The organism is uncultured Paraglaciecola sp. (genome assembly GCF_937123705.1).
In the GTDB taxonomy this organism is placed as follows: Bacteria; Pseudomonadota; Gammaproteobacteria; order Enterobacterales; family Alteromonadaceae; genus Paraglaciecola.
The window spans coordinates 258,217-277,462 of record NZ_CAKZKO010000138.1 but is presented as its reverse complement, the minus strand read 5'-3'; the positions used below and the strand labels follow the sequence as shown (position 1 = coordinate 277,462).

At 42.6% G+C, this 19,246-nt stretch carries 15 protein-coding genes and 1 tRNA gene; 15 read left to right on the top strand and 1 reads right to left on the bottom strand.

All coding sequences use genetic code 11. The features are described from left to right. Both Q0688_RS18440 and Q0688_RS18435 read left to right on the top strand, forming a co-directional pair. On the top strand, window positions 1-411 hold a 411-nt coding region (locus tag Q0688_RS18440), incomplete at its 5' end, for a LysE family transporter (RefSeq protein ID WP_299080431.1). A gap of 7 nt (window positions 412-418) precedes the next feature. Next, window positions 419-1,093: an RluA family pseudouridine synthase gene (locus Q0688_RS18435; protein WP_299080428.1), complete on the top strand. Its 675-nt coding sequence runs from the start codon at window positions 419-421 to the stop codon at window positions 1,091-1,093. 21 nt (window positions 1,094-1,114) lie between these two features. On the opposite strand, the gene Q0688_RS18430 is transcribed toward Q0688_RS18435, so the two are convergent. Beyond that, window positions 1,115-1,819 (bottom strand): DUF445 family protein, encoded by a 705-nt coding sequence (locus tag Q0688_RS18430; protein WP_299080425.1) that lies wholly within the window; start codon window positions 1,817-1,819, stop codon window positions 1,115-1,117. Between the two features lie 276 nt (window positions 1,820-2,095). On the opposite strand from Q0688_RS18430, the gene Q0688_RS18425 reads away from it, so the two are divergent. The 13 genes from Q0688_RS18425 to tuf all read left to right on the top strand — a co-directional run bounded on the left by Q0688_RS18425 (window position 2,096) and on the right by tuf (window position 19,079). Further along, window positions 2,096-2,172 (top strand) — tRNA-Trp (locus Q0688_RS18425). A 239-nt stretch (window positions 2,173-2,411) separates the two neighbouring features. Further along, complete coding sequence (secE, locus tag Q0688_RS18420; protein WP_299080422.1) at window positions 2,412-2,789, top strand: preprotein translocase subunit SecE; 378 nt, start codon at window positions 2,412-2,414, stop codon at window positions 2,787-2,789. Between the two features lie 3 nt (window positions 2,790-2,792). Further along, window positions 2,793-3,329: a transcription termination/antitermination protein NusG gene (nusG, locus tag Q0688_RS18415; protein ID WP_133471468.1), complete on the top strand. Its 537-nt coding sequence runs from the start codon at window positions 2,793-2,795 to the stop codon at window positions 3,327-3,329. A 214-nt stretch (window positions 3,330-3,543) separates the two neighbouring features. After that, window positions 3,544-3,972 (top strand): 50S ribosomal protein L11, encoded by a 429-nt coding sequence (gene rplK, locus Q0688_RS18410; RefSeq protein WP_299080416.1) that lies wholly within the window; start codon window positions 3,544-3,546, stop codon window positions 3,970-3,972. A 3-nt stretch (window positions 3,973-3,975) separates the two neighbouring features. After that, entirely contained in the window at window positions 3,976-4,665 is a 690-nt protein-coding gene (gene rplA, locus Q0688_RS18405) for a 50S ribosomal protein L1 (RefSeq protein ID WP_299080414.1), read from the top strand. A 363-nt stretch (window positions 4,666-5,028) separates the two neighbouring features. Continuing rightward, window positions 5,029-5,547: a 50S ribosomal protein L10 gene (gene rplJ, locus Q0688_RS18400; protein WP_299080411.1), complete on the top strand. Its 519-nt coding sequence runs from the start codon at window positions 5,029-5,031 to the stop codon at window positions 5,545-5,547. 53 nt (window positions 5,548-5,600) lie between these two features. Next, window positions 5,601-5,975 (top strand): 50S ribosomal protein L7/L12, encoded by a 375-nt coding sequence (rplL, locus tag Q0688_RS18395; protein WP_299080408.1) that lies wholly within the window; start codon window positions 5,601-5,603, stop codon window positions 5,973-5,975. Window positions 5,976-6,265: 290 nt separating this feature from the next. Further along, the gene (gene rpoB, locus Q0688_RS18390; RefSeq protein ID WP_299080405.1) at window positions 6,266-10,294 is read left to right on the top strand and encodes a DNA-directed RNA polymerase subunit beta; all 4,029 of its coding nucleotides are present in this window, start codon (window positions 6,266-6,268) and stop codon (window positions 10,292-10,294) included. An 87-nt stretch (window positions 10,295-10,381) separates the two neighbouring features. Continuing rightward, on the top strand, window positions 10,382-14,566 hold the full coding sequence (gene rpoC, locus Q0688_RS18385) for a DNA-directed RNA polymerase subunit beta' (RefSeq protein WP_299080402.1): 4,185 nt from the start codon (window positions 10,382-10,384) through the stop codon (window positions 14,564-14,566). Window positions 14,567-14,791: 225 nt separating this feature from the next. After that, on the top strand, window positions 14,792-15,166 hold the full coding sequence (rpsL, locus tag Q0688_RS18380) for a 30S ribosomal protein S12 (RefSeq protein WP_007623100.1): 375 nt from the start codon (window positions 14,792-14,794) through the stop codon (window positions 15,164-15,166). Between the two features lie 79 nt (window positions 15,167-15,245). Next, window positions 15,246-15,716: a 30S ribosomal protein S7 gene (gene rpsG, locus Q0688_RS18375; protein WP_299080399.1), complete on the top strand. Its 471-nt coding sequence runs from the start codon at window positions 15,246-15,248 to the stop codon at window positions 15,714-15,716. Between the two features lie 12 nt (window positions 15,717-15,728). Further along, window positions 15,729-17,831 carry an elongation factor G gene (gene fusA, locus Q0688_RS18370; RefSeq protein ID WP_299080396.1) on the top strand — a complete coding sequence of 701 codons (2,103 nt, stop codon included), beginning with the start codon at window positions 15,729-15,731 and terminating at the stop codon, window positions 17,829-17,831. 66 nt (window positions 17,832-17,897) lie between these two features. Beyond that, complete coding sequence (tuf, locus tag Q0688_RS18365; RefSeq protein ID WP_299080393.1) at window positions 17,898-19,079, top strand: elongation factor Tu; 1,182 nt, start codon at window positions 17,898-17,900, stop codon at window positions 19,077-19,079. Window positions 19,080-19,246 lie beyond the last annotated feature (167 nt).

The following is a 19,246-nucleotide window of genomic DNA, read 5'->3' as shown; positions in this document are numbered from 1 at the left end:
ATTGGGGCGGTTTTCCTATATTGGTATGGTTTGAATTCTTTTTATAGAGCCTATAAAGGAGATAGTCACTTACATGTTGAGCAAGGTACAAAAAAAGAGCAATCCGTTAGTAAATTAGTGATCACTACTTTGGCCATTACACTGCTTAACCCTCATGTGTATTTAGATACACTAGTGATCATTGGTGGCATCGGTGGGACCTTAGCTAGTGACGAAAAACGCTGGTTTTTAGCGGGTTCATTATTGGCGTCTTTGGTTTGGTTTTACGGACTCGGTTACGCCTCAAAGAAACTTATTCCATTTTTCGAAAGCAGTAAAACTTGGGTGGTGTTAGATTCTCTTATTGGTGTAGTGATGTGCTGGATAGCCACAGGTTTGGCGACCTTTGTTTATCAGAATTGGACGCTTTAGCACAATTTTGAATGATGCAATTATTGACAATTTTGTTGCGCCTAGGTGCCTCGAGAAAATTGAAATTTTATATGAAGACGAATATTTATTGGCAATCAACAAACCTAGTGGTTTATTGAGTTTATCGGGCAAAAACCCTTTGAATAAAGATTCTGTTCATCATCGTTTAGCGCAGCAATTCCCTGAAATAAGGCTTACCCATAGATTAGACCTAGGTACCTCAGGGATAATGTTATTGGCGAAAGACAAAACCACAAATGCCAAACTAACTCAGCAATTTCAAGCGCGGACTGTGATAAAGCGCTATGTCAGTATTTTATCAGGAGAATTACTGTCGAATGATGGAGTGATTGATTTACCTATTGCCAAAGATGATAAGTTATTCCCACGTCTAAAAATTTGCCAGCAAACCGGTAAGCCTGCTCAAAGCCAATATAGTGTGATTGAACGATTCAAAAAACCTAATCTTACTAAAGTCATTTTCATGCCGTTAACAGGCAGAACCCATCAATTACGGCTGCATAGCCAAGCTTTAGGCCATCCCATTTTAGGGTGCGACTTGTACGGCACCCCTGAGACTCTGGCGATGTCAAAAAGACTAATGTTGCATGCGCTGGATATTAGTTTCGAGCACCCGTATACGCAACAACCTTTGACTTTAACTAGTAATTGTCCTTTCTGAGTGGTTACTTATTTATTGGTATTATAAGTTAAAACACGCCGCGCCTAACCCTATCAGTCCGCCAAATACGCCGCCCCAAACTACTAACCAACCAAGGTGTTGTTTGATCATTTTTTGGATAATGTCTTTTACCATTTTAGGGGTGAGCTCGTTAAGACGTTGTTCTACAATTTGGCTGATTTTTTGATGAAGATCGTGCTGAACATCTGGCTGAGTTAACTCTTGCTGCAAAAGCTCAGCAAATTGGGGATTCTGAGTGATATCTTGTATTGATGCGCCCATCTTGTCGACAAAAGGTTGCCTCATTGGCTCTAAAGCTTCTTCGCCACCGAACATCCCTAGCATTTGCCCAAATGAGGACGCTTTTATCACTTCCACTAAAGAATCAAAGGTGGGAGATAAATCTACTTTTTTAATGATTTGAGAGAAATCTACATCCATAGGTTTGTTGCTTTCTGTCATAAATCGTTGAATATTTTGTTCGCTAAAAAACTGCTCCATAACCAGCGTTCTTATACCCGTCTTAAATTCCTCAAAATGCACAGGAATCACGCCAGAACCATATAAACCAGGCACTTTCTCAAACAACATGTGAACCGCAATCCAATTGGTTAACGCCCCTGACAGCGCAAACAAACCAACACTTTTAACTATTGGATTGTCTATTAAAAAACCTAGCAGTAAAAGTGCTAAGGCTAGTATGTTGGTGATAGTGCCTTTATTCACAAGAAGGTCTCCGAGACTTTAAAAATAAAGTGGTTTTATATCAGCAAAATCGCCGCTGTCAATCTTACTTTGCAACAAACCAGTTGCTTTATTTGAATAACATTATGGCTTGTTGATCTTTCTTCTTGTATCCCAGTTGCCAATAAGTATAATACGCCTCCCTCCTTGATAGTGATTCAACATTTTTCCCGAAAAATCGATGATTTAACAAGGCTGGTGTAACTAAAATTTGCATGTTAGATAAATGGTAATTATCTGACAAATGCACAGTGTTTTAGGGGTGTAGTTCCAATTGGTAGAACAGCGGTCTCCAAAACCGATGGTTGGGGGTTCGAATCCCTCCACCCCTGCCAAATAAGGCAAAAGTCCAGAGTTGATAACTGGACTGAAAGTAAATAGGTATTGAAGGTAGAGGGGTGAGAACGCCCACGGTTCGACAAATCGTCTGGAACGATTTGAACCGCGCTAGCGCCGCTTGCGGTCAGTTACATGGATGTAACTGAGATCATCCCTCCACCCCTGCCACATTAGGCAAAATGCGTCCCACACTATAGTGGAGACAGTGCAATTAGTAAGTAATTTAGGGTTTAACATGAGCGAAAATACAGAAAACAATTCCAATCCATTAGATATGTTGAAGTGGTTGATTATATTTGGTTTGTTAGCTGGCGTTGTGGCAGTTAACCATTTTTATCCAGAACTGTCGGTTCTTTACATCGCACTCATTGCCGTTGCTGCTGTAGGTGTTGCTGGGTTTGTTGCCTCTACTACAGTTAAAGGCAGTACCTTTATTACTTTTGCAAAAGAATCACGCACCGAAGTAAGAAAAGTTGTGTGGCCAACTCGTCAAGAAACCACTACAACTACCATGATCGTATTAGCTGCCACTATTGTAATGGCACTTATATTGTGGGGATTAGACGGCATTATCGTAGAGATAGTTTCTTTTATAACTGGATTGGGGATTTAATTAATGTCTGATAAAAAATGGTACGTAGTGCAAGCATTCTCTGGTTATGAAGGTCGCGTTCAAAAAACCTTGTTAGAACATATTAAAATGCACGAAATGGAAGACTCTTTCGGTGAAATTTTGGTTCCAACCGAAGAAGTGGTAGAAATGCGTGCTGGACAACAAAGAAAGAGCGAGCGTAAGTTTTTCCCCGGCTATGTGTTAGTGCAAATGGATATGAATGAAGATTCATGGCATTTAGTGAAAAGCGTGCCTCGGGTACTTGGCTTTATTGGTGGCACTTCTGATCGCCCGGCGCCTATTACCACTAAAGAAGCTAACGCTATCTTAAATCGACTTGAAGAAGGCGTAGATAAACCTAAACCAAAAACTTTGTTCGAACCGGGCGAAGTGGTACGAGTTACCGATGGTCCTTTTGCCGATTTCAACGGTGTGGTCGAAGAAGTCGATTACGAAAAAAGCCGCTTAAAAGTATCAGTACTTATTTTTGGCCGCTCAACTCCTGTAGAACTAGAGTTTGGTCAAGTAGAAAAAGGCTAGAAACTTTCAGATTCGCAATGAAAAGGGTGCTTCGGCACCCTTTTTGATATTAGCTATTTAAACAAGCATAAAATCCAATTTTGTCAACATTAAGACTTGCGCCTAATCAATAGTTCCTCTATAATTTGCCACCGATTTTATTAGAACGGGAAGCCGATGAAGTAAGCATTCTCAATGTTTACAAGGCGTTATACCCAAATTAGAGAGCATTATCATGGCAAAAAAAGTCACTGGCTTAATTAAGCTTCAGGTTGCGGCAGGTGCTGCAAACCCTAGTCCTCCAGTTGGTCCTGCACTAGGTCAACATGGTGTTAATATCATGGAATTCTGTAAAGCGTTTAACGCCAAAACAGAATCTCTAGAAAAAGGCGCTCCAGTACCAGTAGAAATTACTGTATACGAAGATCGTTCTTTTACTTTCTTAACCAAAACTCCTCCTGCTTCTTTCTTACTTAAGAAAGCGGCTGGCGTAAAGAGTGGTTCTGGCCGTCCAAACACTGAAAAAGTGGGTAAAGTGACGCGCGAGCAATTAGAAGAAATTGCTAAAACTAAAGAACCTGATTTGACTGCAGCAAGCTTAGACGCAGCAGTAAACACCATTGCTGGCTCTGCCCGCAGCATGGGCTTAGTGGTAGAGGGATAAGAGATGGCTAAATTATCAAAACGCGCTCGCTTAGTGAAAGAAAAAGTAGACGCAACTAAAGAATATGAAATTAACGAAGCCGTAGCTTTATTAAAGGAATTAGCTACTGCTAAGTTCTCGGAAAGTGTTGACGTTGCTGTTAATCTTGGTATCGATGCACGTAAATCTGATCAAAACGTACGTGGCGCAACTGTATTGCCAAATGGTACAGGTAAAGACGTTCGCGTAGCAGTATTTACGCAAGGCGCTAACGCTGAAGCAGCGAAAGAAGCCGGTGCTGATGTTGTAGGTATGGACGACTTAGCCGAGCAAGTGAAAAAAGGCGAAATGAACTTCGACGTAGTGGTTGCTTCTCCAGATGCAATGCGTGTTGTAGGTCAATTAGGTCAAATCTTAGGGCCACGTGGTCTTATGCCTAACCCTAAAACCGGTACAGTAACGCCAGACGTAGCAACAGCAGTTAAAAATGCTAAAGCGGGTCAGGTTCGTTATCGTAACGACAAGAACGGTATTATCCATGCAAGCATTGGTAAAATCGCTTTTGAAGCTAACCAAATTCAAGAAAACTTAGCAGCATTGCTAGAAGCGCTTAACAAAGCTAAGCCTTCTTCAGCTAAAGGCACTTTCATTAAGAAAATTAGCCTTAGCACCACAATGGGTGCAGGTGTTTCTTTAGACCAAGCTAGCCTGTAAGGATTAGTTTGGATTGACAGGTAACCAAAGGGTTATTTGTTTCTCTGTAAAGGTTATGGGTTGGAGTCTGAGTTAAGTTTTTAAATAAACCTAACGACAGACTCCCGTCCAAGACCGCAGGCGTAAGTTGGTGAATGAAGTAAGAGAGCATTCGCCTAGATTGACTTAGTCATATCGCAAACAACTTACTTAAAAAGCGAGCCTGCGCAGACGGTGGTTTCGACTCAGACTCTCTGGGATTAACGAACACCGTAGAGCGGTGGATTTACTGTGGTTAACCCCTTAGTAATGACATCAATCTGTGAATCCTGAAGCGGATATTTCTAATAGAAATGAAGTTTCAGACTTTAAGAGGTGAACTCAGTGGCATTAGGCTTAGCAGCAAAAAAAGAGATCGTAGCAGAGATTAACGATGTTGCATCTCGAGCTCTATCTGTTGCCGTCGCTGAATACCGTGGCATGGAAGTGGCAGAGTTAACTGACCTTCGAATTAAAGCCCGTGAACAAGGTGTTTACTTACGAGTAGTTCGTAACACATTGGCAAAACGTGCTTTATCCGATAGTAAGTTTTCTGACATGGACAGTGCGTTAACTGGTCCGTTAATCTATGGTTTTTCCATAGAAGCACCTGGTGGTGCTGCACGTCTTTTTAAAGACTACGCAAAAACTAACGACAAGTTAAACGTAACTGCACTTTCTATTGGTAGTGGTTTATTGGGTCCAGAAAAGCTGGATGCAGTAGCGTCACTTCCTACCCGCGACGAAGCGTTGTCAAGATTATTGGCTACCTTCAAAGCACCTGCCGAGAAATTCGTTCAAACTATCAACGAAGTTCCAGGCAAATTTGTGCGCGTATTGGCGGCGATCAAAGACGAAAAATAATTTTCGACTTTGGCATTTTAAATTTTTAACATTAAACCCAGGAGTTTAGAGAAATGGCTCTAACTAAAGATGATATATTAAACGCTATTGCTGAAATGCCAGTAATGGAATTGGTTGAACTAATCGAAGCAGCTGAAGAGAAATTCAACGTTTCTGCTGCTGCAGCTGTAGCTGTTGCTGCACCTGCTGCTGGCGGCGGTGAAGCTGCTGCAGAACAAACTGAATTTGATGTTGTAATGACATCTTTCGGTGGTAACAAAGTTGCAGTAATCAAAGCTGTACGTACTGCTACAGGTCTTGGACTTAAAGAAGCTAAAACACTTGTTGAAGCTGCTCCAACTCCTGTTAAAGAAGGTGCATCTAAAGAAGAAGCTGAAGAACTTAAGAAGACGCTTGAAGAAGCTGGCGCTGAAGTTGAGCTTAAATAGTCTGCCTAAACACAGATTATTAGCCTGAAATGGCAAAGGCTGGTGACTTTTTAGTCACCAGCCTTTTTGCGCTGTAGGATTTATTATTTTCGTCCTTTGATGGTAATCCTAATTAAGAAGTGCAAATTGTAGATAAAACTAAATAAAACCAATAAGTTAAGTAAGCCTCTTAATGACTTTGGTAAAGGTTTTTCTGCAACTTAAAGGATAGCGGAAGTTTGTTTAACTTTATGTCTGAATAGACATCTAGCTAAGCAAGTTGGGTCAAAAATCGGCAGGCTGAGGAACCCATGGTTTACTCTTATAGCGAAAAGAAACGTATCCGTAAGGATTTTGGCAAACGTCCACAGGTATTGGAAATACCGTATCTACTTTCAATCCAATTAGATTCTTTTAAAAAGTTTATTGACCTAGACGAAGACGGTCAACATGGACTGGAAGCAGCATTTCGATCAGTTTTCCCAATAAAAAGTTACTCCGGTAACGCTGAGTTGCAATATGTAAGTTACCGTTTAGGTACGCCAGTATTTGATGTGAAAGAATGTCAAATTCGTGGTGTCACATATTCTGCACCATTACGTGTGAAATTGCGTTTAGTGTTGTTCGATAGAGAAGCAGCACCAGGCACTGTAAAAGACATTAAAGAGCAAGAAGTCTACATGGGTGAAATTCCACTTATGACTGATAACGGAACATTCGTTATCAACGGGACTGAGCGTGTCATAGTGTCACAATTACACCGTTCACCAGGCGTGTTCTTCGATCACGACAAAGGGAAAACTCACTCATCAGGTAAAGTATTATATAACGCTCGTGTTATTCCTTACCGTGGTTCGTGGTTAGACTTTGAATTTGACCCTAAAGATAATTTATTTGTACGTATAGATAGACGCCGTAAATTACCGGCCACTATTATGCTACGTGCATTAGAAATGCCTACCGAAGAAATACTTGATTTGTTCTTTGAGAAAAACCAAGTACGTATCGACGGTGAAAAATATTTGTCAGATATAGTGCCAGACCGCTTACGTGGTGAAACGGCGCAGTTTGATATTTTAGATGCTAAAGGTAAAGTGCTAGTTGAAACGGGTCGCCGTATTTCAGCTCGTCACACTCGAGCGCTAGAAAAAGCAAAAATAACAGAGCTTGAAGTACCCGCCGAATATTTGGTTGGTCGTGTGTTTGCACGTGACTTTATCAATGAAGAAACCGGCGAAATCATTGTTAGTGCGAATGATGAATTAACGCTAGAGAATCTAGCGGAGTTAACTGAAGCTGGTGTTAAGACTTTTGATACCTTGTATATCAATGAGCTTGATCACGGTGCTTATATTTCAGATACCTTACGTATTGATAGTTCAAGTAACAAGCTAGAAGCCTTGGTTGAAATCTATCGTATGATGCGCCCAGGTGAGCCACCGACTAAAGACGCGGCTGAGACCTTGTTCAATAACTTGTTCTTCTCAGATGACAGATATGATTTATCTGCCGTAGGGCGAATGAAGTTTAATCGTCGCTTAGGACGAGATGTTTCAACTGGTAGCGGTGTGTTGGATAAGTCCGATATCGTAGCTGTTATGAAACAACTTATCACTATTCGTGATGGTAAAGACGAAGTAGATGATATTGACCATTTAGGTAATAGACGTATTCGTTCTGTTGGCGAAATGGCAGAAAACCAATTCAGAGTTGGTTTGGTACGTGTTGAACGTGCCGTTAAAGAGCGTTTGAGTTTAGGTGATCTCGATGCAACTATGCCTCAGGATCTAATCAACGCTAAACCAATTTCTGCAGCTGTTAAAGAGTTCTTTGGTTCAAGCCAACTTTCTCAGTTTATGGATCAGAACAACCCATTATCAGAAGTAACGCATAAACGTCGTATTTCTGCTTTAGGTCCAGGTGGTTTGACTCGTGAACGAGCAGGTTTTGAAGTACGTGATGTACATCCCACTCACTATGGTCGGGTTTGTCCAATTGAAACGCCTGAAGGACCAAACATTGGTCTGATTAACTCACTTTCAAGTTATGCCCGCACTAACGACTATGGATTCTTAGAAACTCCGTATCGTAAAATAGTTGACGGCGTGATTACCGATCAAGTGGATTATTTATCTGCTATCGAAGAAGGTCAGTATGCCATCGCACAGGCAAATGTTGAGCTAGACAGCAAAGGTAAGTTAACTGAAGATTTAATCCCTTGTCGTTTCCGTGGTGAAACCACATTAATGTCGGTATCAGAAATTACCTACATGGATGTTTCTCCGCAACAGATCGTATCCGTTGCTGCCAGCATTATTCCTTTCCTTGAACACGATGATGCTAACCGCGCACTTATGGGTGCCAACATGCAACGTCAGGCCGTTCCTACATTAATAGCTGAAAAGCCATTAGTTGGAACCGGAATGGAGAAAATTGTAGCGGTTGATTCTGGTGTAACTATCACGGCAAAACGTGGTGGTTCTGTTGATTATGTTGACGCTAGTCGAATTGTTATCAAGGTTAATGAAAATGAAATGGTGGCGGGTGAAGCTGGCATTGACATTTATAACCTGACTAAATATACCCGTTCTAACCAAAACACTTGTATCAATCAAAAACCAACTTGTAATGTTGGCGACCCGATTGTATCAGGTGATGTATTAGCCGATGGTCCATCAACCGATATGGGTGATTTGGCACTTGGCCAAAACATGCGCATCGCGTTTATGCCTTGGAATGGTTACAACTTCGAAGATTCAATCTTAATTTCAGAGCGCGTAGCGATGGAAGATAGATTTACTTCTATCCACATTCAAGAATTAAGCTGTATCGCTCGTGATACTAAGCTTGGTCCAGAAGAAATCAGTGCTGATATCCCCAATGTTGGTGAGTCGGCCTTAGGTAAACTGGATGAGTCTGGTGTGGTGTATATCGGTGCTGAAGTAAAAGGTGGCGATATTCTGGTAGGTAAAGTGACACCTAAAGGTGAAACGCAACTTACCCCAGAAGAAAAACTTTTAAGAGCTATTTTCGGTGAAAAAGCCTCTGACGTTAAAGATACATCTTTACGCGTACCAAACAGTGTACGTGGAACCGTTATCGACGTTCAGGTCTTCACTCGTGACGGTGTTGAAAAAGACAAACGTGCTCGTGAAATTGAAGATATGCAATTGCGCGAAGTGAAAAAAGACTTATCTGACGAATTTAATATTTTGGCTGACGGCATTTTTGCTCGTGCTGCTAACTTATTGCTTAAGTCGGGTATCGATCAAGCCAAGCTTGACAGTATGCCTCGTGATAAGTGGTTTGACTTAACTCTTGACGATGAAGATGCGCAAGCAGAGCTTGATCAAATTGCCGATCAACACGTTGAAATTAAAGCAGACTTTGACACTAAGTTTGAAATCAAACGTCGCAAAATCACTCAAGGTGATGACTTGCAACCTGGTGTTCTTAAAATTGTTAAGGTTTACCTTGCAGTTAAACGTCACATTCAACCTGGTGACAAAATGGCAGGCCGTCATGGTAACAAAGGTGTTATCTCAACGATTAAACCTGTTGAAGATATGCCTTATGATGAAAACGGTACACCGGTTGATATCGTGCTGAATCCATTGGGTGTACCTTCGCGTATGAACATTGGTCAGGTTCTTGAGACTCACTTAGGTATGGCTGCTAGCGGTATCGGTGTGAAAATCGACCGCATGTTAAAAGAACACGAAGAAATGACCAAGTTGCGTGGCTTCTTACAAGAAGTCTATAGTGCAGGTGAGTCACGTCAGGCTGTAGATTTAAGCACCTTCAGCGATGATGAAGTGACGCGTTTAGCCGGCAACCTTCGTAAAGGTGTGCCTATGGCAACACCTGTTTTCGACGGTGCAACTGAAGCAGAAATCAAGCATATGTTGACCTTGGCAGATATCCCAGAAAGCGGACAAATTACTTTGTTCGACGGTCGTACTGGTCGCGCATTTGAGCGTCCTGTGACTGTGGGTTATATGTATATGTTAAAACTGAATCACTTAGTAGACGACAAAATGCATGCTCGTTCTACTGGTTCTTATAGCTTGGTTACGCAGCAACCACTTGGTGGTAAAGCACAGTTCGGTGGTCAACGTTTCGGAGAGATGGAAGTATGGGCACTTGAAGCTTATGGTGCTGCCTACACCTTGCAAGAAATGTTAACCGTTAAGTCTGATGACGTGAATGGCCGTACTAAAATGTATAAAAACATTGTGGATGGTGATCATCGTATGGAACCTGGTATGCCGGAGTCCTTCAACGTATTGTTGAAAGAAATTCGCTCACTAGGTATCAACATCGAACTAGAAGAGCAATAAGCCGCTCTTTGAGCTATAGACAGGATGGTGTAGCACGTGTCAGTGCATGTGCTACACCTTTGCAATTGACTCCGCTGGGAGAGAAATGTGAAAGATTTATTAAAGTTTCTTAAGCAACAACATAAGTCCGAAGAATTCGACAATATTCGAATTGGTCTTGCATCACCAGACATGATCCGTTCATGGTCTTTTGGTGAAGTTAAGAAACCAGAAACCATTAATTACCGTACGTTTAAACCAGAACGTGACGGATTGTTCTGCGCCCGTATTTTTGGTCCGGTAAAAGACTACGAATGTTTGTGTGGAAAATATAAGCGCCTTAAACACCGTGGTGTAATCTGTGAAAAATGTGGGGTAGAAGTTACCTTAACTAAAGTACGTCGTGAGCGTATGGGTCACATTGAGCTGGCTAGCCCAGTTGCACATATTTGGTTCTTGAAATCATTACCTTCTCGTATTGGTTTAATGTTAGACATGACCTTACGTGATATAGAGCGTGTGCTTTATTTTGAATCATATGTGGTATCAGAACCAGGTATGACGACCCTTGAGCGCAGCCAACTGCTTACAGAAGAAGAGTATTTGGATGCCCTTGAAGAACATGGCGACGAATTTGAAGCAAAAATGGGTGCCGAGGCAGTATTTGAATTGCTTAAAGCCCTTGATGTTGACGCTGACGTTGCTGCAATGCGTGAAGAGTTACCGACTATTAACTCTGAAACTAAGCGTAAGAAAATCACTAAACGCTTAAAACTACTAGAATCATTCCAATTATCAGGTAACAAGCCTGAGTGGATGATTTTAACGGTATTGCCAGTATTACCACCTGATTTACGTCCTTTGGTACCGCTAGATGGCGGTCGTTTTGCGACTTCTGATCTGAATGATTTATATAGACGTGTTATCAACCGTAACAACCGTTTAAAGCGTCTTTTAGATCTTGCTGCTCCAGACATTATCGTACGTAACGAAAAACGTATGTTGCAAGAAGCGGTCGATGCCTTACTAGATAACGGTCGTCGCGGTCGTGCCATTACTGGCTCTAACAAGCGTCCTCTTAAATCTTTGGCAGATATGATCAAAGGTAAACAAGGTCGTTTCCGTCAAAACTTACTAGGTAAGCGTGTTGATTACTCAGGCCGTTCAGTTATCGTGGTTGGCCCTACACTACGTTTACACCAGTGTGGTTTACCTAAGAAAATGGCACTTGAGTTATTCAAGCCATTTATCTACGGAAAATTAGAAGGTCGTGGTCTTGCTACTACCATCAAAGCCGCAAAGAAATTAGTTGAGCGTGAAGATCCAGAAGTGTGGGATGTGTTAGACGAAGTGATCCGTGAACACCCAGTACTGCTTAACCGTGCACCCACACTTCACAGACTAGGTATTCAAGCATTTGAACCTATCCTAATTGAAGGTAAAGCTATTCAGTTACACCCATTGGTGTGTGCTGCATACAACGCCGATTTCGATGGTGACCAAATGGCGGTTCATATTCCATTGACTATTGAAGCTCAGCTTGAAGCACGTGCTTTGATGATGTCTACCAATAATATTCTGTCACCAGCCAACGGTGAACCTATTATCGTTCCTTCACAGGACGTGGTAATGGGCTTGTACTATATGACACGAGAGCGTGTTAATGGTAAAGGCGAAGGCATGTTATTCACTAGCCCTCGTGAAGCAGAAAAAGCTTATCGTACCGATACCGCAGAACTTCATGCCCGCGTAAAAGTTCGCATGACTGAGTATTCGACCGATGCACTAGGTAATCAAGTAGAAAATGTAACCTTGACCGACACAACTGTTGGCCGAGCGATTTTCTCATTGGCTTTACCTAAAGGTATTCCTTTCGAAATCATTAACCAACCTATGGGTAAGAAGCAAATATCTAAGTTATTGAATGCTTGTTACCGTACCTTAGGTTTGAAAGATACGGTTATTGCTGCTGACCAAATCATGTATACAGGTTTCCATTACGCAATGATCGCCGGGGCATCTGTTGGTATTGATGATATGGTTATCCCTGCTTCTAAGAAAGATATTATCGAAGATGCAGAAGCTGAAGTACGTGAAATCCAAGAACAATTCCAATCAGGTCTTGTTACTGCGGGTGAGCGTTATAATAAAGTTATCGATATCTGGTCAAATGCTAACGAGAAAGTAGCCAAAGCCATGATGGACAACTTGTCTAATGAGACAGTTAAAAATCGCGATGGCGAAATGGAAGAACAGAAATCTTTCAACTCAGTATTTATGATGGCCGATTCTGGTGCTCGTGGTAGCCCAGCTCAGATACGTCAGCTAGCGGGTATGCGTGGTCTGATGGCGAAACCAGATGGTTCAATCATCGAAACTCCCATCACCGCTAACTTCCGTGAAGGTTTGAACGTACTTCAGTACTTCATATCTACTCACGGAGCACGTAAAGGTTTGGCCGATACGGCACTTAAGACTGCTAACTCGGGTTATCTAACCCGTCGTTTGGTTGATGTTGCACAAGATTTGGTTATTAACAACGATGACTGTGGCACATTCGAAGGTGTTAAAATGACACCGCTTATCGAAGGTGGCGATGTAGTTGAACCACTTCGCGAACGTGTACTAGGTCGTACCGTTGCTGAAGATGTTATCAAGCCAGGCACTAACGAAGTATTAGTAGAACGTAATGTGTTACTAGATGAAGCGCTAGTGGACATGCTTGAAGTGAACTCTGTTGACCAAATTCAAGTTCGTTCTGTAATTACCTGTGAAAACGACTTTGGTGTTTGTGCTAGATGTTACGGCCGTGATTTGGCTCGTGGACATATGGTTGGTCACGGTGAAGCTGTTGGGGTTATTGCCGCACAGTCAATCGGTGAACCAGGTACACAGCTTACCATGCGTACTTTCCACATTGGTGGTGCTGCATCAAGAGCATCAGCAGAGAACAGCGTACAGTTGAAAACAACTGGTACCATGAAGTTACATAACGCCAAGTTTGTTCGCAATACTGACGACAAAGTGGTGATTGTATCTCGTTCAACCGAAATCACTATTATTGATGATCAAGGTCGTGAAAAAGAGCGTTATAAAGTGCCATACGGTGCAATTTTGACAGTAGATGACGGCGCAAGTGTCTCTTCTGGTGAAATTGTGGCTAACTGGGACCCGCATTCACACCCAATTGTAACTGAACGTGCCGCTAAAATTAGCTTTGCAGACGTTGATGACAGTAACACTGAAATGCAGCAGGACGACCTTACTGGTTTGACACGTATCGTGGTGAATGACTTGTCTAAGGCGAATGCCAAAGAGCCTAAGTTAATTCTTGAAAGTGAAGAGTTTGGTTTACAAGAAATTCGTTTGCCAAGCTTTACCACTATCGAAGCGACTGATGGTATGGATGCTAAACCAGGTGATGTGCTAGCGCGTATTCCACAAGAAAGCTCGAAGACCCGTGATATTACCGGTGGTCTACCTCGAGTAGCTGACTTGTTCGAAGCACGTAAGCCTAAAGAGCCGGCTATCCTAGCTGAAGTATCAGGTATGATTGGTTACGGTAAAGAAACTAAAGGTAAGAAACGCTTAACTATTACACCTAAAGATGGTGACCATTACGAAGAAATGATCCCGAAATGGCGTAACCTCAACGTATTCGAAGGTGAAAACGTTGAAAAAGGTGAAGTCATTGCCGATGGCGCTGAATCACCACATGACATTTTACGTCTACGTGGTATCAGTGCTGTATCGAACTATATCGTTAACGAAGTACAAGAAGTTTACCGCTTACAAGGGGTAAAAATTAACGATAAGCATATCGAAGTGGTTATTCGTCAAATGTTGCGTAAGTGTTTGATTACGTCTGCAGGCGACAGTAAGTTCTTGGAAGGTGAGCAAGTTGAAGTGTCTAATGTGAAGATCGCTAACCGTGAATTAGAACGTCAGGGCAAAATACCTGCTCAGTTCGAACCACAGTTATTGGGTATCACTAAGGCATCCTTGTCTACTGAGTCATTTATCTCAGCAGCATCTTTCCAAGAAACAACCCGTGTTCTTACCGAAGCCGCTGTGCAAGGTAAAGAAGATGAACTTCGTGGCTTGAAAGAAAACGTTATTGTTGGACGCTTGATACCAGCTGGTACCGGCTTTACTTACCATCAAAAACGTACAGCTAGAAAACTAGCAGAACTTCAGGAACTGGAAGAACCTTCAGTTTCTGCATCTGAAGCGGAATTGGCATTGACCGAAGCATTAAACGCTGAAGTCAGTGAAACACCGGCCGACGAATAAAAAAATAAGATCACTAAATGATCTGGATACTAAGGATTACTGACTAAACCTAGATTTAATGCAGTTTAGCAGTAGTCCTACTTGACAGATAAGCTATTGATCATTAGACTTCCGCGACCCGAAATTAGGTGACTTTATAATCACTTAATTAAGGCTCGCGGATTTTTCGCGTTTTACGCCCTAATAAAAGGGTAATCAGTCGTAATTTTAACCAGGAGCTAGTTAATGGCAACAGTTAACCAGTTAGTGCGCAAGCCACGCAAACAACCAGCGACGAAGAGCAACGTCGCGGCTTTGCAAGCCTGCCCACAACGTCGTGGAGTATGTACTCGTGTATATACCACCACACCAAAAAAGCCGAACTCTGCATTACGTAAAGTATGTCGTGTTCGTTTAACCAATGGTTTTGAAGTGTCTTCATACATTGGCGGTGAAGGTCACAACTTACAAGAGCACAGTGTTGTTCTTATTCGTGGTGGTCGTGTTAAAGATTTACCAGGTGTTCGTTATCACACTGTTCGCGGTACATTAGATTGTGCAGGCGTAAGTGATCGCAGAGCCGGCCGTTCTAAATACGGCGCAAAAAGGCCTAAGTCTTAACGGTTCTCCGTTAGTAAGGCCAAACTAAAGTATTAATTGAGTTTTGGGAATATCCTGAAAATTCTACGGAGAATTTGAAATGCCAAGAAGAAGAGTTGTAGGTCAACGAAAAATCCTACCAGATCCTAAGTTCGGATCAGAATTACTTGCTAAATTTATGAATGTCGTCATGTTAGACGGCAAAAAATCGACTGCTGAAAAGATCGTTTACGGTGCACTTGATATTGTTGCTACTAAAGCTGACAAATCGCATCTAGAAGTATTTGAAGTCGCATTGGAAAACATCCGCCCTACGGTCGAAGTTAAATCTCGTCGTGTTGGTGGTTCTACTTATCAAGTTCCAGTAGAAGTTCGTCCAGTTCGTCGAAATGCCCTAGGTATGCGTTGGTTGGTTGATGCTGCTCGTAAACGTGGTGAAAAATCAATGGCTCAACGCCTTGCAGCTGAAATGCTCGACGCTGCTGAAAACAAAGGTTCTGCGGTTAAGAAACGTGAAGACGTGCACCGTATGGCCGAAGCTAACAAAGCTTTCGCTCACTACCGTTGGTAATAAGAGAAAGTTATGGCTCGTAAAACGCCCCTTGAGCGTTATCGAAATATTGGTATTGTCGCCCATGTGGACGCGGGTAAAACCACGACCACTGAGCGCGTTCTTTTCTATACTGGCTTGTCTCACAAGATCGGTGAAGTTCACGATGGCGCCGCCACCATGGACTGGATGGAACAAGAGCAAGAACGCGGCATTACCATAACGTCGGCAGCGACGACCTGTTTTTGGTCGGGCATGGACAGTCAATTCGAACAACATCGAATTAATATCATCGACACTCCCGGACACGTTGACTTCACTATTGAAGTTGAGCGTTCGTTGCGTGTGCTTGATGGTGCAGTGGTGGTGTTTTGTGGTTCCTCAGGTGTAGAGCCTCAATCTGAAACGGTATGGCGTCAAGCTGACAAATATCACGTTCCACGTATGGTATTTGTTAACAAGATGGACCGAGCTGGTGCAGATTTTGAGCGTGTTGTAGAGCAAATTAGAAATCGTTTAGGTGCCAATTGTGTACCTATTCATTTAAACATTGGTGCTGAAGAAACCTTTCAAGGTGTGGTCGACCTTATCAAGATGAAAGCCATTAACTGGAATGATTCTGATCAAGGCATGACTTTTACTTATGAAGATATTCCAGCTGATTCACTGGACAGAGCGCAAGAGTTGCGAACTGAACTGGTTGAAGCGGCGGCCGAAGCCACCGATGAATTGATGGATAAATATTTGGAAGGCATTGAGCTAACCGAAGACGAAATTAAATTTGGTTTACGCAAACGCACACTTGCGAATGAAATAGTCCTAGCAACTTGTGGTTCAGCATTCAAAAATAAAGGTGTTCAGGCTGTCCTTGATTCTGTCATTGACTTCTTACCTGCGCCTATGGATGTTCCTGCTATCACAGGTGTACTCAACGACAAAGATGAAACTGAGGCAGAGCGTCCAGCGGATGACAACGCCCCTTTTTCGGCATTGGCTTTTAAAATTGCCACTGACCCCTTTGTTGGTTCGTTAACTTTTTTCCGTTGTTATTCTGGCGTAGTTAACTCAGGCGATGCTGTTTACAATCCAGTAAAAGCAAAGCGTGAGCGTTTTGGACGTATTGTTCAAATGCATGCCAAGGATAGAGAAGAGCTTAAAGAAGTACGCGCTGGTGACATAGCCGCAGCGATAGGACTAAAAGATGTAACTACGGGTGACACTTTGTGCGACCCTAATCACGTTATTACCCTAGAGCGTATGGAATTTCCAGAACCGGTTATTTCTATTGCGGTTGAACCTCGCTCACAACCAGACCAAGAAAAAATGGGTATTGCCCTAGGTAAACTAGCGGCAGAAGATCCATCTTTTAAGGTTCATACTGACGAAGAATCGGCACAAACCATAATATCTGGTATGGGTGAGTTACACCTAGATATCATAGTTGACCGAATGAAACGTGAGTTTAATGTTGAGTGTAACGTAGGTAAACCTCAGGTTGCTTATCGCGAAACTATCCGCAAAAAAGTGGATGTTGAAGGAAAGTTTGTTCGTCAATCAGGCGGAAAAGGCCAATACGGTCACGTCTGGTTAACTATTGAACCTAACGAAGAAGGCGCTGGATACGAATTTATCAATAAAATTGTTGGGGGTACGGTTCCAAAGGAATTTATCCCAGCTGTTGATAAAGGTATTGAAGAGCAAATGCAAAATGGTGTGGTAGCTGGATACCCGGTGCTTGATGTTAAAGTTACCTTGTTTGATGGTTCCTATCATGATGTTGACTCTTCTGAAATGGCGTTTAAAATCGCAGGTTCAATGGGGTTTAGAAAAGGGGCTGAGGAAGCAAATCCTGTTTTACTCGAGCCCACAATGAAAGTTGAAGTTACCACTCCTGAAAACTGGATGGGTGATGTAGTTGGCGACCTCAATAGGCGCCGCGGTATGATTGAAGGCATGGATGATGGTGTGGCAGGTATAAAAATAATACATGCTAAAGTACCTTTGTCAGAAATGTTCGGCTACGCTACTGACTTGCGCAGTGCAACTCAGGGGCGAGCGTCATACTCAATGGAATTTTTTAATTACACAGAAGCGTCGAGTAATGTCACTAAAGCCATTACCAATGCGCGACTTTAAATTTTAATGAAGGTCTGATCCGCTACTCAAAATTGAGCTCGGATTTTTAACTTAGGAACCAGTAAAATGGCAAAAGCAAAGTTTGAACGTACTAAACCGCATGTAAACGTCGGTACTATCGGCCACGTTGACCACGGTAAAACAACATTAACAGCTGCAATCACAACTGTATTGGCAAAAACTTACGGCGGTGACGCTTCAGCATTCGATCAAATCGATAATGCACCAGAAGAGCGTGAGCGTGGTATTACTATTTCAACGTCTCACGTTGAATATGACACACCAACTCGTCACTACGCCCACGTAGATTGTCCTGGTCACGCCGATTATGTTAAAAACATGATCACTGGTGCTGCTCAAATGGACGGCGCGATTTTGGTTGTTGCTGCAACAGATGGTCCTATGCCACAAACACGTGAGCACATCTTGTTAGGCCGTCAGGTTGGCGTACCTTTCATGGTTGTATTCATGAACAAATGTGACATGGTTGACGACGAAGAATTACTAGAATTAGTAGAAATGGAAGTACGTGAATTACTTTCAGAATACGAATTCCCAGGTGACGACTTACCAGTTATCCAAGGTTCAGCACTTAAAGCCCTAGAAGGCGAAGCTGAGTGGGAAGCGAAGATTGTAGAACTAGCTGAAGCGCTAGATTCTTATATCCCAGAGCCAGAGCGTGATGTTGACAAACCTTTCCTACTTCCAATTGAAGATGTATTCTCAATTTCAGGTCGTGGTACGGTTGTAACAGGTCGTGTTGAGCGTGGTATTTTACGCACAGGTGATGAAGTAGAAATCGTAGGTATCAAAGATACCACTAAGTCTACTTGTACTGGTGTTGAAATGTTCCGTAAGCTTCTAGACGAAGGTCGTGCTGGAGAGAACGTTGGTGCCCTTTTACGTGGTACTAAGCGTGAAGAAGTAGAGCGTGGTCAAGTATTGGCAGCGCCTGGTTCAATCAAGCCACACACAAGTTTCGAAGCTGAAGTATACGTACTAAGCAAAGACGAAGGTGGCCGTCATACGCCATTCTTCAAAGGTTACCGTCCACAGTTCTACTTCCGTACAACTGACGTAACAGGTGCTGTAGAGCTTCCTGAAGGCGTAGAAATGGTTATGCCTGGCGACAACTTGAAATTCAAAGTTGAGCTAATTCACCCAATCGCGATGGACGAAGGTTTACGCTTCGCAATCCGCGAAGGTGGCCGTACAGTAGGTGCTGGCGTAGTAGCTAAAATCCTATAATTAGCCACATATAGCTAATACCCTAAAGGTCACTTCGGTGGCCTTTTTTTATGGAGCCAGCAGCTACTGTACGGTACCCTGAGCGGATATTTTCCGCGACAAAATTGTCTGGAACAATTTTGAACATCGTCGCTGTTTGACGATGGCCCCGAAGGGGTGAAGGGCAC